This is a genomic window from Streptomyces sp. NPDC053755 (assembly GCF_040677675.1).
In the GTDB taxonomy this organism is placed as follows: domain Bacteria; phylum Actinomycetota; class Actinomycetes; order Streptomycetales; family Streptomycetaceae; genus Streptomyces.
On sequence record NZ_JBFASK010000009.1, the window covers coordinates 124,767 to 138,591 of the forward strand.

Genomic DNA, 13,825 nt, shown 5'->3' on the forward strand with positions numbered 1-13,825 from the left:
CCTGCCGTACGGGCCTCTCCCGTGCGGACCCTCCCGCGTGTACCTCTCCCGCGCGGACGGCGGAACCGTCCGCCCTCCGAACCCGTCGACGGGCAGGCGTCCCTCAGGCGAGAGCGGCCATCGCGAGCGCGCCGCAGGCGTCGACGACGCAGCACCATTCCGACCAGGCCCGGGGCACGACCCTCCCCGTCCTGTGGTGGACGAAGTCCCAGACCGCGTGCGCGAGCCAGCCGGCGGCCAGGACGCGGACGCCGAGGGTCTCGTCGACGGCCAGTGCGGTCACCGCCACCGCCACGAAGCCGACGAGGCCCGCGATCTGGACCAGGAGCGTGCCGGGACTCCGGAGTTCGCCCCGCACCGCCCCGAAGAGCAGGTAGAAGAGCGGCATGCCGACGAGGAGCCCGGCCAGGAGGCCCCGGGGCGGGAGGCCGTCGACGAAGGTGACGAGCGCGAGGGCGAGCGCCACCAGGGTGGGCCACCGGTGCCCGAGCCGGCTCAGGAACCCGCCGCCGGGCCGGAGCGGGTGAGGAGGGGGCGTCACGGGGCCCGTGGGGGTGGCGCCGTCCGGGGTGCCGTGCGTAGAGCCGGTCGTCATGGTCTCTCCGGAGGGTGTCGAAGGAGCGGGTCGCCGGATCGGGCCCTCGGCGCGAACCGGCGAAGCGGCTCACCGGATCCACTCACCGGATCGGTTCGACAGAGCGCTTCGACAGAGCGCTTCGACGGATCGCATCGGCGGACCGACGCGGCGCGTCGATCGGAGTGAGCCGTGAGGTCGCGCGGTGCCGTCGGTCGGGTCGTGGGGCCGGATCGTCCGAAGGGTGGGGGAGGTCCCCTCCGAAGCACTGTTCCCCTCGTCCAGGGCATCCACCGGCTTCCCGCCGCAAAGATGTCCGGTGCCTTGGGGTACGGGTCCTTCCGGCGTAGGGTCGCCGCATGGGGGAGCGGCTCATGGTGGTGGTCGGCTACGACTCGGCCGAACTGCTGGACATCGCGTGCGTGACCACGAGTCTCGCCATGGCCAACGGCCTCGGGGAACCGGCGGTTCCCTACCGCGTGAGCGTCGTCGGTCCCGGCGGAGGCCCGATCGTCTGCGGCTCCGGTCTGACCTTGCAGAGCCAGCAGTCCCTCGAACGGCTCACCGGCCCGCTCGACACCCTGATCGTCTCGGGCGGCGTCGGTTTCGACCGGGCCGCCGGCGACGACCGATTGGTGGGTCACGTACGGCGGCTCGCCAGGGAGAGCCGACGGGTCGCGTCGGTGTGCACGGGGGCGGGCGTGCTGGCCGCCGCCGGTCTGCTCGACGGACGCCGGGCCACCACGCACTGGCGGTTCGCGCCCTGGCTCGCCTCCCGGTATCCCGAGGTCGTCGTGGACCCCGCCCCCATCTACGTCCGCGACGGAAACGTCTACACGGCGGCGGGTATCACCAGCGCGCTGGACCTCACCCTCGCCTTCATCGAGGAGGACCACGGTCCCGAGCTGGCCCGCCAGGTGGCACGCGACCTGGTCACGTACCTCCAGCGGCCGGGCGGCCAGGCGCAGATGAGTCTCTTCACGGCCGCCCCGCCACCCCGCAACGACCTGGTCCGGGCGCTGGTCGAGCACATCACCGCCCACCCCGACCACGACCTGAGCATCGAGGCCCTGGCCGCTCGTGCGGGGGTGACCCCTCGACACCTGACCCGCCTGTTCACCGAGCACCTCGGGCAGGCCCCCGGCCGGTACGTCCGTCAGGCCCGCACCGAAGCGGCCGCCCAGCTGCTCGTGTCGACCACGCTGCCCGTGACCGGCGTGGCGGCCCGGTGCGGTTTCGGTACGGCCGAGTCGCTGCGGCAGGCCTTCACCGGCCGGTTCGGCATCTCACCCGCCCGCTACCGGGAGACGCAGAGCCGACGCCCGGCCCACTGACAACGGCCGCGTTCGAGGCGCCCGGTCCACGCAAGCGCCCTAGCCCTCGCCGTCGCGGCCGTTGTCGCCGCGCAGGCGGTCCGTGTGCCGGGTGATGGTGTCCACGCGGGCCGCGAGGTCGGGATGGTCCGCTTCCAGGTGCCGGTGGGTGTCGATGAGCGGGCGGACCAGGGCTGCGGCGTCGTCGTCGCCGAGGGCCTCGGAGAGGCGGGCGAGGGGGGCCCGCGAAGCGGCGGGCAGGTCGCCGAGGGTGGTGATCTGCCCGGCGAGCCGCCGCAGGTCCGCCGCGTTCCCCCGGGCCCAGGCGGTCACCGACCGGTCGGCGGCGCGGCGGTCCCGCGTCGCCTGGACGCGCTGTTCGCCCGTGCTGCCCGCCGCGCCGGGGCGCACCCGGAGGTAGCGGCGCTCGGCCGCCTGGCGGCTGGCGACGCCGAGGGGGTGCGCCAGTTCGGCCCAGCTCGCACCCGCCTCACGGGCCGCCTCGATCAGCGCCGGCTCCCAACCGGCCAGCTGTTCCCGCAGCTCGCGCAGGAGCAGGAGCGCGGACAGCGCCTGCTCGGAGCTGACCGGGCCCTCGTCCGCGGGACCCACGGGCCCGGAGTCCCGCGCGCTGCCGTGCGCGGTGCGGACGGCCTGGTCGATCGCGGACAACGCGGCCGAGGCGGCGAAGAAGGACGAGGCGGTGGTGCCGGGTCGTCGTGGCTGGTCGGCTGCTGTCATGGGCTCCGGCTCCCCTTCGTCGTCGTGTCACCCTTTCGATGACATCGCGGTTGTCATCGTTCCGATGACATGTTACAACGGTGTCAGGTGAAGCGCATTGGCAGTTTCTGCCCGAACCGACTGGAGGTGTTTCGCGATGTTGATGCGCACCGACCCGTTCCGCGAGCTCGACCGGCTCACCCAGCAGCTCCTCGGCTCGACCGGCACCTGGTCCAAGCCGTCGCCCATGCCGATGGACGCGTACCGCGAGGGAGACGAGTACGTCATCGCCCTCGATCTGCCCGGTGTGTCGAGCGACGCGATCGACATCGACGTCGAACGGAACATGCTGACCGTGAAGGCCGAGCGCCGGCCGGTCGCGAAGTCCGACGACGTGCAGATGGAGCTGTCCGAGCGTCCCCTCGGGGTCTTCTCCCGCCAGCTGATGCTGGCCGACACCCTGGACACGGAACGGATCACGGCCGACTACGAAGCGGGTGTACTGACCCTGCGGATCCCGATCGCCGAACGCGCCAAGACGCGCAAGATCAGCATCGGCACCGGCTCCGACCGCAAGCAGATCAGCGGCTGAAGCGGCCGGCCCGCCCGCCGCGCGCGGAGGACGGCACCTCGTGATCCCCCCTTGCTCCCGTCCTCCGCGCGCCCCCGGGCCGGACGACGCCGCCCGGCCCCGCACACACCACCGAGATCAGAAAGGCAGCCCTTCTTCCATGCTGACCCAGTCGGTACCGACCCAGCAGCGCCCGGCCGCGCCTGCCATGACGTTCGACCGGATGCTGGAACGAGTGCGCTACGAAGGCGCCTACCCCACCCGGGAGCGGGCCGAGGCGACCGTCCGCGCGGTCCTGTCCGCCCTGGGGCGGCAGGTCACCGGCGACGAACGCGTCGACCTCGCCGCCCGCCTGCCCCTGGAGGCCGCCCGCGCCTTCACCTGCCAGATCCCGGCGACCGAACCCCTCACCGGCTGGGGCTTCGTCAAGGACCTCGCCGGCCGCGTCGGCGGCACGCCCGCCACCGCACGCTGGGACACCGGCGCGGTCCTCAATGTCGTCGCCGACCTCGCGGGCCCTGAACTCCTCGACCGCGTGCTCGCCCAGCTCCCGCCCGGTTACGGCCTCCTCTTCGGCCGCGCCGAGCTGACCCAGGCCACCGACCGGCAGCGCCTGGCCCAGGCCGCCTGACCCCTCCGGGCGCCGGCGGCAGGGTGACCGGCGGGGCGCCCCGGCCCGGGCGCCCGGCCGTGGCCCCCCACCGCCGTACCCCGCCGTAACGCGGCCACCGGGTGCCGTGGCCCAGGCCCGCGACGGCCCGCACGGCGCCGCGGCAGGACGACCTCGCCTCAGGCCCTGGGCCCGTACGGCGCCGTCCCGCCTCCGGTCCCGGCCTGGCAGCGACCGTACGGCGCCGCGTGCGGACCTCCCCGCGTCAGACTCCGGGCAGCGCCAGGACGGCGACGGGCGCGGACGTCGGCTCCGGGGAACCGCCCGTCGGCTCCAGGGTGATGCCGACGGCCGTGGCGCGGTCCACCGCTCCCGTGAGGAGGGTGGCCGACGCACTGCCCCCGGTCGGCATCAGGCCGGCCGGGCGCATGGCTCCCCGGTCGTCGAACCAGAGCTGGTACACCTTCCCGGCCGGTGGGGCCGGCAGGTCCGAGGCGGCGAACACGGCCCGGTCCACCGACGGCGCGTACACGACCGTACCCACGGCGCCGCCCCGCAGCCGGGCGGTGGTGACGCGCGCGTCCGGTGCCGCCAGGACCGCGGCCACACCGGAGGACTCCGCCCGCGCCTCGCGGGCCGCCCGACGCGCGTCCTCGGCCCGCTCGTACTGCCAGCCCGCCACACCCCCGAGGGCGACCGTCCCGACGAGGGAGGCGGCCAGGGCCCACCCCGGCATCCGTCGCAGGCCCCGCAGGGCCCGGGTGGTACGGGCCGGCGGCTCGGTCGCGGGAGGGTACTGACGCACGGTGGCGATCCGGCGCAGGACGTCCGCCCGCAGGCGGGGCCCCACCGGCTCGGCGACGGCCATACCCAGGCGCGCCGCCGTCTCGGACAGTTCGCGGACCTCGTGGGAGCACGCCGCGCAGTGCGTCAGATGGCGCTCGACGGCCTCGCGCTCCTCCGCGGTGTCCAGCGCGTCGAGGACGTAGGCCCCGGTCATCGTGTGGAGGTCGGCGGCGTTCACGCGGCCACCCCCAGGCAGTCGCGCAGGCGGATGAGCCCGTCCCGCATCCGTGTCTTGACCGTGCCGAGCGGGAGCCCCATCAGCTCGGCGACCTCGCGATAGGTCAGGCCCCGGTAGTAGGCGAGCGTCACGGACTGGCGCTGCCGTTCGGTGAGACCCCGCAGACAGCGCCGCACGCGCTCACGGTCGAGCCGGTTCTCCACCTCCTCGGCGACCTCGTCGTAGGCGGGCGTGTGCTCGAGCAGCGCCACCCGCCTGGCGCGGTCGGTGGCGGCCTGCTCGGACCGCACCCGGTCGACCGCCCGCCGGTGCGCCAGGGTGAGGGCCCAGTTCATCACCGACCCCCGGTCGGGCCGGTAGCGGGCCGCGGTGCGCCAGATGTCGACCATGACCTCCTGCGTCACCTCCTCCGACTGGGCGGGGTCGCGCAGCACGGCCCGCACCACACCGAGGACCGGCGCGGAGACGGCGTCGAAGACACCGGCGAAGGCCTCCTGGTCGCCCCGGGCGACGCGCGCCATGAGTTCTGGCAGGTCCGCGGGCGGTGGCCCCGGCTCCGGATGCGGGGCCGGGCCGCCGCCGACGCGCGCGTTCTCTCTCACCGGGCGATCCTCCTTCACGTACGGGTGTACCGCGGTTCCTTCGGAGCGGGTGCTCCCGCGGATTGGTCCCCGTCGGCCGACGCCGGGGCGGCGGCTCGTCTCCCCCTCGGACCGGCCACGCGTTCGGCCTAAGGGTGGCGGCTCCCCGCGTCCGCCGGAGCCCCGAGCGGAGAACAATCGAGGTAGTGACCGCGCGACACGCACGACGCCCGTCGTGACAGTGTCCCCTCCCGGCCGGAACGGAGCCTCCTCGATGGCGACCCACCCCACCCCCGCACCCGACGGCCTGCGCTGCCTGGTCACCGGCGCCGGCGGCTACATCGGCGGCCGCCTCGTCCCCGAGCTGCTCGACGCCGGGCACCGCGTCCGCTGCCTCGCCCGCACGCCCGCCAACCTCCGCGACCACCCCTGGGCCGACCGCGCGGAGGTGGTCCGCGGCGACGTGACCGACGCGGCGAGCCTGCGCCCCGCCCTGCGGGACGTGGACGTGGCCTACTACCTGGTCCACTCCATGAGCTCCGGACGGGACTTCGAGGAGACCGACCGCCTCGCGGCCCGCACCTTCGCCCGGGAGGCCCGCGCCGCCGGCGTGCGCCGCATCGTCTACCTCGGCGGCCTCACCCCACGCGACGTCCCCGAGACGGAGCTCTCCCCCCACCTGCGTTCGCGGGCCGAGGTGGGCCGGATCCTCCTGAGGTCCGGAGTCCCCACCACCGTGCTGCGCGCCGCCGTCGTCATCGGCTCCGGATCGGCCTCCTTCGAGATGCTCAGGTACCTCACCGAACGGCTCCCCGTCATGGTGACCCCGAGCTGGGTGGCCAGCCGCGTCCAGCCCATCGCCGTCCGCGACGTCCTGCGCTACCTCGTCGGCAGCGCCCGCATGCCGGACGACGTGAACCGCGCCTTCGACATCGGCGGCCCCGACATCCTGACGTACCGGGAGATGATGTTCCGGTACGCCGAGGTCGCGGGCCTGCGCCGGCGGCTCATCCTGCCCGTTCCCATGCTCACGCCCGGTCTGTCCAGCCAGTGGATCGGGCTCGTCACCCCCGTGCCCGCCTCGCTCGCGCGCCCGCTCGCGGAGTCGCTCCGGTACGAGGTCGTCTGCGCCGAACACGACATCACCGCCCACGTCCCCGACCCGCCCGGTACCCCGGTCTCCTTCGACCGCGCGCTCTCCCTCGCGCTTCAGCGGGTCCGTGACGCCCAGGTCACCACCCGCTGGTCCTCCGCGTCGCTGGCGGGAGCGCCCAGCGACCCGCTGCCCACCGACCCCGACTGGGCGGGCGGCAGCCTCTACACCGACGAACGCGAACGGACGGTCGAGGCGGACCGGCAGGCGCTCTGGCGGGTCATCGAGGGCGTCGGCGGCGAGAACGGCTGGTACTCCTTCCCGCTCGCCTGGGCGGTGCGGGGCTGGTTCGACCGCCTCCTCGGGGGCGTCGGACTGCGCCGGGGCCGCCGGGACGCCGAACGGCTCAGGGTCGGCGACGCGCTGGACTTCTGGCGGGTCGAGGAGATCCAGCGCGGCAGCCTCCTCCGGCTGCGCGCCGAGATGCGGCTCCCGGGGCTCGCGTGGCTGGAGATGTACGCCGACCAGGACGACGCCGGACGCACCCTCTACCGCCAGCGGGCGCTCTTCCATCCCCGCGGACTGGCCGGGCAGCTGTACTGGTGGAGCGTGGCGCCGTTCCACGCCGTCGTGTTCGGAGGGATGGCCCGCTCCATCACCCGCACGGCCGAGAAGACCGCCGGAACCCGGGGCAGGGCCGACCCGGAGGCCCGCGCGGCGGCTGCCGCGCCGTCCGGAAGCTCCCCGTCCGGCACGTCGCCGCAGGGCGCGACCGGCGGTGCGACCGGCGGACGGTCGCGGGGAGAGACCTCGTGACCGTCTCCGTCGTCCTCTTCACCTCCGACCTCCGGCTCCACGACCACCCGCCCCTGCGGACCGCGCTGAAGTCGGCGGACGAGATCGTGCCGCTGTTCGTCCGCGACCCGGCCGTCGACCGGTCCGGATTCGCCGCCCCCAACCGGCTCGCCTTCCTCGCCGACTGCCTCGCCGACCTCGACGCCGGGCTCCGGGAGCGGGGAGGCAGGCTCGTCGTGCGCACCGGTGACACCGTGAGCGAGGTCCTCTCCGTGGCGCGGCGGGCCGACGCCGACGAGGTCCACATGGCTGCGGGATGCAGCGCCTTCGCCCACCACCGGGAGGAGCGCCTGCGCCGGGCCCTGGAGACCGACGGACGCCGTCTCCGCGTCCACGCCGGAGTGATCACCGCGCTGCCGCCCGGCGCGGTGACCCCGCAGGGATCGGAACACTTCGCCGTCTTCACCCCCTACCACCGCCGCTGGGCCGCGGAGCGGCTGCGCACCCCGCTCACGCCACCCCGCGCGGTCCGCGTGCCGGACGGGGTGCGCTCCGACGCCCTGCCCGCGCGGCCCGCCGCCGCGTCCCTCTCGGCCGGCCTGGCCAAGGGCGGCGAGCGTGAGGGCCGCCGGAGGCTGACCTCCTGGCTCGGCCGGGACGTCGACGCCTACGAGGCACGCCACGACGACCTCGCGGGGGACGCGACCTCGCGCCTCTCCCCGTATCTGCACTTCGGCGCGGTGTCGGCGACCGAGGTGGTGCACCGGGCCCGCAAGCGAGGAGGCGCGGGCGCCGAGGCGTTCGTCCGGCAGCTGTGCTGGCGCGACTTCCACCATCAGGTGCTGTCCGCGCGGCCGGAGGCGTCCTCGGAGGACTACCGGACCCGGCACGACCGCTGGCGGCGCGGAGAGGAGGCCGAGGCGGACCTCCGCGCCTGGCGCGAGGGCCGGACCGGCTATCCGGTGGTGGACGCGGCCATGCGGCAACTCGCCCACGAGGGCTGGATGCACAACAGGGCCCGCCTGCTCACCGCGTCCTTCCTGGCGAAGACCCTCTACGTCGACTGGCGGGAGGGCGCGCGGCACTTCCTCGCCCTCCTCGTCGACGGCGATGTCGCCAACAACCAGCTGAACTGGCAGTGGGTCGCGGGCACCGGGACCGACAGCCGGCCCAACCGGGTCCTCAACCCCGTCCTCCAGGGCAGGAGATACGACCCCGAAGGCGCCTACGTCCGCCGCTGGGTGCCCGAACTGGCCGGGCTGGAGACGAGGTCGCTCCACGAGCCGTGGAAGCTCCCGGACCGGGAGCGGTCGGCCCTCGACTATCCCGCACCCCTCGTCGGCCTGGGCGACGCGCTCGACCGCTTCCGCCATGCCCGGAGCCTGGACTGACCGTTCGCCACAATCTCGGATCCGAATCCAATCCGGTCGGCCCTCCGCTCCGAAACACCATCGACAACAGGGCCGCGGCAGCGGAGGGAGAGATCTCCCGCCCGCCGCGCCCGGAGCGCATCGCCACATCCGGCCGGGGTGGTCGTGCCGCTTCCCTCACACACGTTCCGACCAAGGGGTTCGAACCATGCACGCTCTCCGCTTCCGCCGTACCGCCGTCGCCGTCGCCGCCGCGGCCGTCCTCCCCTTCTCCCTGGCCGCCTGCTCGGACTCCGGCGCGGACACCGCCTCCGAGGCCGGTTCCGAGGCCTCGGCATCGGCGCCCGGCACCCCCTCGACCGAGGCAGGCACGGCCGCCGACGGGCCGTTCGGTCCGGCGTGTGCCGCCGTGCCCGCGGACGGCGCCGGTTCCTTCGACGGCATGGCCAAGGACCCCGTCGCCACCGCCGCGTCGAACAACCCGGAGCTGTCCACCCTTGTCGCGGCGGTCAAGCAGGCCGGCCTGGTCGACACCCTGAACAACGCCCAGAACATCACGGTGTTCGCGCCGACGAACGACGCCTTCGCCAAGATCCCCAAGGCCGACCTCGACAAGGTCCTCGCCGACAAGGACATGCTGACGAAGATCCTCACCTACCACGTCGTCGGGCAGAAGCTGACCCCGAAGCAGCTGGAGAACGGCTCCTTCGAGACCCTCCAGAAGGGCATGGTCACCACCAAGGGCTCCGGTGAGGACTACACCGTCAACGACTCCTCCAAGGTCGTCTGCGGCAACGTCCCCACCGCCAACGCCACCGTGTACATCGTCGACACCGTCCTCATGCCCAAGTAGGACGCCGGGCCCGTGCCCGACGTGCGGCCGCCGCTCTCCCGTGACGAGCGGCGGCCGCCGCCCTGCCCATGGCCGGCCCCGCAGGAGTCGCGGCCTCGCCTCTGCGTCGCGCCGCGGCAGTGTCCGTGCCGGCCGTCGCGGTCGCCGTCACGCGCCTCGCGCGTCGGCCGCGAACGCCGCTCCGGCCGTGACCTCCTCCGACGGCCCGTTCGGCGGCGGCGGACACGGAGAGAGGCCCTTCAGTGGTCACGGTGCGTCAGCGTCCACGCGACCTGGTGGAGTCGGTGGTACACCTCCGGCACCGGCCGGGCGCGGGAGAGCGCCCGGAAGGCCGCCGCGAGCTGACGCTCGGCCTCCAGCTCGGTCCGCTCCCGTCCGCCGGACTCCTCGATCAACGTGACGGCGAGCGCGATGTCCGACTCGCTCAGCGGCTCGGACCCGAGGTACAGCGAGGCCAGCCGCTCGGCGGCGGGGCCGCCGGCCGACAGCGCCGCGACCACGGGCAGGGACTTCTTCCGCGCCGCCAGGTCGGCGCCCACGGGTTTGCCGCTGCGCTCGCTCTCGCCCCAGATGCCCAGCAGATCGTCCACGCACTGGTACGCGACTCCCAGCCGCCGGCCGAAGTCCCGCAGGTCGGACACCCGTTGCTCGGAAGCCCCGGCCAGGACCCCGCCCAGCGCGCAGGAGGCGCCCATCAAGGCACCGGTCTTGCCCTCCGCCATGGCGAGGTAGTCCGCCGCTTCCACCGTCGCGGCCTTCTCGAACGCGATGTCCTCGCTCTGGCCGCGCATCAGGTCCGCGAGCGCCTCCACCATCTCCTTCGACGCGGCTTCGCCCCGGGGCTCCGGGACGCCGGAGAGCACGCGCAGCGCACACACGAGCAGGGCGTCGCCGGTGAGCACCGCGGCCGGTGTTCCGTAGACCGCCCACGCCGCGGGACGGTGCCGGCGCAGCGCGTCCCCGTCGATCACGTCGTCGTGCAACAGGGAGAAGTCGTGCACGAGTTCCACCGCGACGGCGCCCGGCACTGCGCACTCGGCGGGACCGCCCACCGCCTGGGCCGCCAGGAGCGTCAGCGCCGGGCGTACCGCCTTGCCGCCCTCGTCCGCGCCGTCCGTCGGCCGGCTTCCGTCGGCCTCGTGCCAGCCGCGGTGGTATCCGGCGACACGCCGTTCCGGGGCGGGAAGTCCGGCGATCGCGGCGCGCAGCGCGGGGGAGACCAGTTCACGCGCCCACCGCATCAGTGTGGTCGGGGAAACGGCCGTGCCCCATTCCCTCGTGGTCGGACTCGACATGGCACCTCCATGGCCCGCGGGAGGCCCGGCCAATCTTCGTCCATCACCCCAGCCACGTGCCCGCGGATCCAGCGGAAAAGTTCCGTGTGTCGCCGCTGAGACGAAGATCACCTCGGTGGCCTAAGGGCCGGGAGCCCGGTCCCCCGGCACGTCGCCCGGCCGGTGGCGTACGCGCCGCCCCGTCACGCGCTCGTGGTCGACCCGGGCCTGACGATCATCAGCACCACCACGACCGCCCAGAGGACGTTGAAGACGCCGGTGAGCATGGTCAGGCGGGCCGCCGTGGAACGTACCGCCTCTTCGGAGGCCGGGGGAGCCTCGCCGCCCGTCGCGAGCAGTCGCCGCTGGCCGGGCAGGATCCCCAGCGCGAGGAGCCCCGCGGCGATCAGGGTCAGCACGAGCGACACGAGCAGCCAGGCGTCGGTGAGGACACCGAGCGCGGCGCCGGTCGCGAGGCCGAGGACCGGTACGGCGAGGCCGGCGACGGCGTAGCCGCGGCAGACGCGGTGCAGCAGGGCGGCGATTCCCGCGGCCCGCCCGTCCGGGTCGGCGCCGCCGGCGGCCTCACGGGCGTAGCGGGGGAACATCGAGGCGGCGACGGTGATCGACCCCACCGCCAGGATCGCCACGAGGACATGCAGGGACAGCAGCACCTTGGCCACGGGGACCTCCGGGTCATCGGCATGAATAGGTTGGCTGCCAATACATACACTGCCTACACCTCGGGTGTGTAGGCTGCCTACCCATGAGAGCGGACGCGGTGCGAGGGCACCTGGACGGACTGTTGCTGGCGGTGCTCGAGCAGGGGCCGTTGCACGGGTACGCGATCATCGCCGCCGTCCAGCAGCGCAGCGGAGGCGTGCTCGAGCTGCGCACGGGGACCATCTATCCGGCCCTGAACCGGCTGGAGCGGCTCGGTCTGCTGAGCAGCAGCTGGCAGTCCGAGGGGGAGCGGCGGCGGCGCTGTTACGCGCTCACGGACGCGGGCCGTCACACCCTGGCCGGCGAGAGGACGGCGTGGAGCGAGTTCACCGCGGCGATCGGGTCGGTCCTCAACCCCGCCGCCACGCCCGGGCCGGCCACGTGAGCGCGCCCGCCGGACGGCGATCGGGCCCCGTCGACGCCTATGTGGCCGCGCTGGCGGCCGCGCTGCACGGCCCGGCTCGCGCCAAGGCACGTCTGCTGGAGGAGATGCGCGACGGCCTGGAGGAGACGGTGGCGGCGCACGGCCGTGCCGGCGTGCCTCCGGAGGAGGCGGCCCGGCAGGCGGTGCGGGAGTTCGGCAGCCCCGCCCAGCTCGTGCCGAGCTGTCAGCGCGAGCTGACCATGGCGCAGGCCCGGCACACGGCCAGGGCGGCGCTGCTGGTCGCCCCCTTCCTGATCGCCTGCTGGTACGCCGCCTGGACGGCCGACGCCGACGGCGCCTCGTTCCTGCCCCGCTCGGCTCAGCTGGTCGCCGTCCATCTGGCCGGGCTCGCGATCGTCGCCGCCCTGCCGGCCGCGGCGGCCCTCGCCGTCACCGGCACGCTGGCCCGCCGGCTGCCCACGCCGGACGCCCTGCCCACCGCCGTCGGGTGGACGGTCACGACCGTGAGTGTGGCGATGGCGGTCGCGGTGCTCGCCCTCGCCGCCGCCTCCGTCCTGGCCGCGAACTGGCCCGTGCTCGCCTTCGCCGGCGTGCTCGCGGCCGTGTCGCACGCCGGCCTGGCCGGCTCGGCCAGGGCCTGCCGGCGGTGTGCGCGGCTCACCGCCTGACCCGCCGTGACACGGCGGAGGGCCGGCGGCCCCTGAGGGGACCGCCGGCCCGAAGTGCCCGCGAGGGTCTGTGCGTGTCCTGCCGGAACCGCGAGGTCCGCCGGGTCCTGCGCGGTTCCGGCGTGTCTCCCTGCCGGGTCGGACTAGAAGACGCTCACGCCGTAGGCGCTGAGGGCCTCGGTCACCGGCTGGAAGAACGTGGTCCCGCCGCTGGAGCAGTTGCCGCTGCCGCCGGAGGTGAGTCCGAGCGCGGTGGTGCCGGAGAACAGCGAGCCGCCGCTGTCACCCGGTTCGGCGCAGACGTTGGTCTGGATCAGGCCGTAGACGATGTCGCCGTTGCCGTAGTTGACGGTGGCGTTGAGGCCGGTGACCGTGCCGCTCCGCAACCCGGTGGTGCTGCCGCTGCGCTGGACGGACTGGCCCACGTAGGCGTTGCCCGCGCCGGTGATGTCGCGGTAGCTGCCGTTGTAGAGGTAGACCCGGCCGTCCGCCGCCGAGGCGTTGGAGTGACGGATGATCCCGTAGTCGTTGTTCGGGAAGCTGGAGCCCGTCCGGGTGCCGAGCAGGGTGGAGTTGGACGAGTTGGTGTACCAGGTGCTGCCGATGTTGGTGCAGTGACCGGCGGTCAGGGCGTAGTACGTCGAGCCGCTGCGGACGTTGAAGCCGAGCGAGCAGCGTCCGCCGCCCGCGTAGATGGCCTGGCCACCCGCGATGAGCTTGCTGATGGTGCCCGGCGTGCGCTTGATCTCGAGGGAGCCGGCGCGGTCGCCGGCCGCCTGCCTGAGCTTCGCTATCTCCGCGGCGGAGACCGTGGAGTCGGCGGTGAGGACGACCTTGCCGGTCGCCTGGTCGGTGTACCAGGCGGTGCCGGGTACGTCCGCCCCGCGGACGGCGGTGTCCACGGCGGCGAGTGCCGCGGTGGTGGCCCGGACGTCTCCGGTGGTCGCCGCGGACGAGCTGGGGACGGCAAGCGCTGAGGCGGCCAGGAGTGCGGAGGCCACGGCGATCAGCCGCGCGCCTTTCGCGACGCCGCCGAGGGGGGACAGGCGCTTGAGGTTCACTGCATCCTCCGGTGGGGGAGTGGGGGGCCCGCTGGGTGGGCGGGCCCTCGAAGCGGTGTCGGAGGTCCCGCGACGGAGGGTGCTCCGCCATGGACCTGTCAATCCCGACGAGAGGAATCCTCGGATCCGCGGGGTGTTCGCGACAAGGACGCGATTCGGCCGATCTACGCGCGTTCACGCGGTCCAGCGCGTCGGAGGCGGGGGTGTCCG

At 74.3% G+C, this 13,825-nt stretch carries 15 protein-coding genes; 8 read left to right on the forward strand and 7 right to left on the reverse strand.

Going from position 1 to position 13,825, the window contains the following annotated elements; all coding sequences use genetic code 11:
• Positions 1 to 103 precede the first annotated feature (103 nt).
• Entirely contained in the window at positions 104 to 595 is a 492-nt protein-coding gene (locus tag AB0K65_RS12240; protein ID WP_365715723.1) for a hypothetical protein, read from the reverse strand.
• Positions 596 to 933: 338 nt separating this feature from the next.
• Here AB0K65_RS12240 and AB0K65_RS12245 point away from each other — a divergent pair, with 338 nt between their 5' ends.
• Positions 934 to 1,908: a GlxA family transcriptional regulator gene (locus AB0K65_RS12245; protein ID WP_365715724.1), complete on the forward strand. Its 975-nt coding sequence runs from the start codon at positions 934 to 936 to the stop codon at positions 1,906 to 1,908.
• A gap of 39 nt (positions 1,909 to 1,947) precedes the next feature.
• On the opposite strand, the gene AB0K65_RS12250 is transcribed toward AB0K65_RS12245, so the two are convergent.
• Entirely contained in the window at positions 1,948 to 2,628 is a 681-nt protein-coding gene (locus tag AB0K65_RS12250; protein ID WP_365715725.1) for a type III effector protein, read from the reverse strand.
• A gap of 136 nt (positions 2,629 to 2,764) precedes the next feature.
• Here AB0K65_RS12250 and AB0K65_RS12255 point away from each other — a divergent pair, with 136 nt between their 5' ends.
• Positions 2,765 to 3,199 (forward strand): Hsp20/alpha crystallin family protein, encoded by a 435-nt coding sequence (locus AB0K65_RS12255; protein WP_365715726.1) that lies wholly within the window; start codon positions 2,765 to 2,767, stop codon positions 3,197 to 3,199.
• A 139-nt stretch (positions 3,200 to 3,338) separates the two neighbouring features.
• Positions 3,339 to 3,809, forward strand: a complete 471-nt coding sequence (locus AB0K65_RS12260; RefSeq protein WP_365715727.1) for a DUF2267 domain-containing protein — start codon at positions 3,339 to 3,341, stop codon at positions 3,807 to 3,809.
• 244 nt (positions 3,810 to 4,053) lie between these two features.
• Here the strand turns inward: AB0K65_RS12260 and AB0K65_RS12265 are convergent, their stop codons facing one another.
• Both AB0K65_RS12265 and sigK read right to left on the reverse strand, forming a co-directional pair.
• Positions 4,054 to 4,812 (reverse strand): anti-sigma factor, encoded by a 759-nt coding sequence (locus AB0K65_RS12265; protein WP_365715728.1) that lies wholly within the window; start codon positions 4,810 to 4,812, stop codon positions 4,054 to 4,056.
• The gene (gene sigK, locus AB0K65_RS12270; RefSeq protein WP_365715729.1) at positions 4,809 to 5,414 is read right to left on the reverse strand and encodes an ECF RNA polymerase sigma factor SigK; all 606 of its coding nucleotides are present in this window, start codon (positions 5,412 to 5,414) and stop codon (positions 4,809 to 4,811) included. Before sigK ends, AB0K65_RS12265 begins: the two co-directional genes overlap by 4 nt.
• Before the next feature lie 253 nt (positions 5,415 to 5,667).
• On the opposite strand from sigK, the gene AB0K65_RS12275 reads away from it, so the two are divergent.
• The 3 genes from AB0K65_RS12275 to AB0K65_RS12285 all read left to right on the forward strand — a co-directional run bounded on the left by AB0K65_RS12275 (position 5,668) and on the right by AB0K65_RS12285 (position 9,504).
• On the forward strand, positions 5,668 to 7,302 hold the full coding sequence (locus tag AB0K65_RS12275) for an SDR family oxidoreductase (protein WP_365715730.1): 1,635 nt from the start codon (positions 5,668 to 5,670) through the stop codon (positions 7,300 to 7,302).
• Positions 7,299 to 8,672 (forward strand): deoxyribodipyrimidine photo-lyase, encoded by a 1,374-nt coding sequence (locus tag AB0K65_RS12280; RefSeq protein ID WP_365715731.1) that lies wholly within the window; start codon positions 7,299 to 7,301, stop codon positions 8,670 to 8,672. Before AB0K65_RS12275 ends, AB0K65_RS12280 begins: the two co-directional genes overlap by 4 nt.
• A gap of 187 nt (positions 8,673 to 8,859) precedes the next feature.
• Positions 8,860 to 9,504 (forward strand): fasciclin domain-containing protein, encoded by a 645-nt coding sequence (locus AB0K65_RS12285; RefSeq protein ID WP_365715732.1) that lies wholly within the window; start codon positions 8,860 to 8,862, stop codon positions 9,502 to 9,504.
• A gap of 239 nt (positions 9,505 to 9,743) precedes the next feature.
• Here AB0K65_RS12285 and AB0K65_RS12290 read toward each other — a convergent pair whose 3' ends face one another.
• Complete coding sequence (locus tag AB0K65_RS12290; protein ID WP_365715733.1) at positions 9,744 to 10,799, reverse strand: polyprenyl synthetase family protein; 1,056 nt, start codon at positions 10,797 to 10,799, stop codon at positions 9,744 to 9,746.
• 182 nt (positions 10,800 to 10,981) lie between these two features.
• Positions 10,982 to 11,461, reverse strand: coding sequence for a hypothetical protein (locus tag AB0K65_RS12295; RefSeq protein ID WP_365715734.1), 480 nt, complete (start codon positions 11,459 to 11,461; stop codon positions 10,982 to 10,984).
• An 83-nt stretch (positions 11,462 to 11,544) separates the two neighbouring features.
• On the opposite strand from AB0K65_RS12295, the gene AB0K65_RS12300 reads away from it, so the two are divergent.
• Both AB0K65_RS12300 and AB0K65_RS12305 read left to right on the forward strand, forming a co-directional pair.
• Positions 11,545 to 11,886, forward strand: coding sequence for a helix-turn-helix transcriptional regulator (locus AB0K65_RS12300; RefSeq protein ID WP_365715735.1), 342 nt, complete (start codon positions 11,545 to 11,547; stop codon positions 11,884 to 11,886).
• Positions 11,883 to 12,554, forward strand: a complete 672-nt coding sequence (locus AB0K65_RS12305; protein WP_365715736.1) for a permease prefix domain 1-containing protein — start codon at positions 11,883 to 11,885, stop codon at positions 12,552 to 12,554. Before AB0K65_RS12300 ends, AB0K65_RS12305 begins: the two co-directional genes overlap by 4 nt.
• 143 nt (positions 12,555 to 12,697) lie before the next feature.
• Here AB0K65_RS12305 and AB0K65_RS12310 read toward each other — a convergent pair whose 3' ends face one another.
• Positions 12,698 to 13,615 (reverse strand): S1 family peptidase, encoded by a 918-nt coding sequence (locus tag AB0K65_RS12310; RefSeq protein WP_365715737.1) that lies wholly within the window; start codon positions 13,613 to 13,615, stop codon positions 12,698 to 12,700.
• Between the last annotated feature and the right edge of the window lie 210 nt (positions 13,616 to 13,825).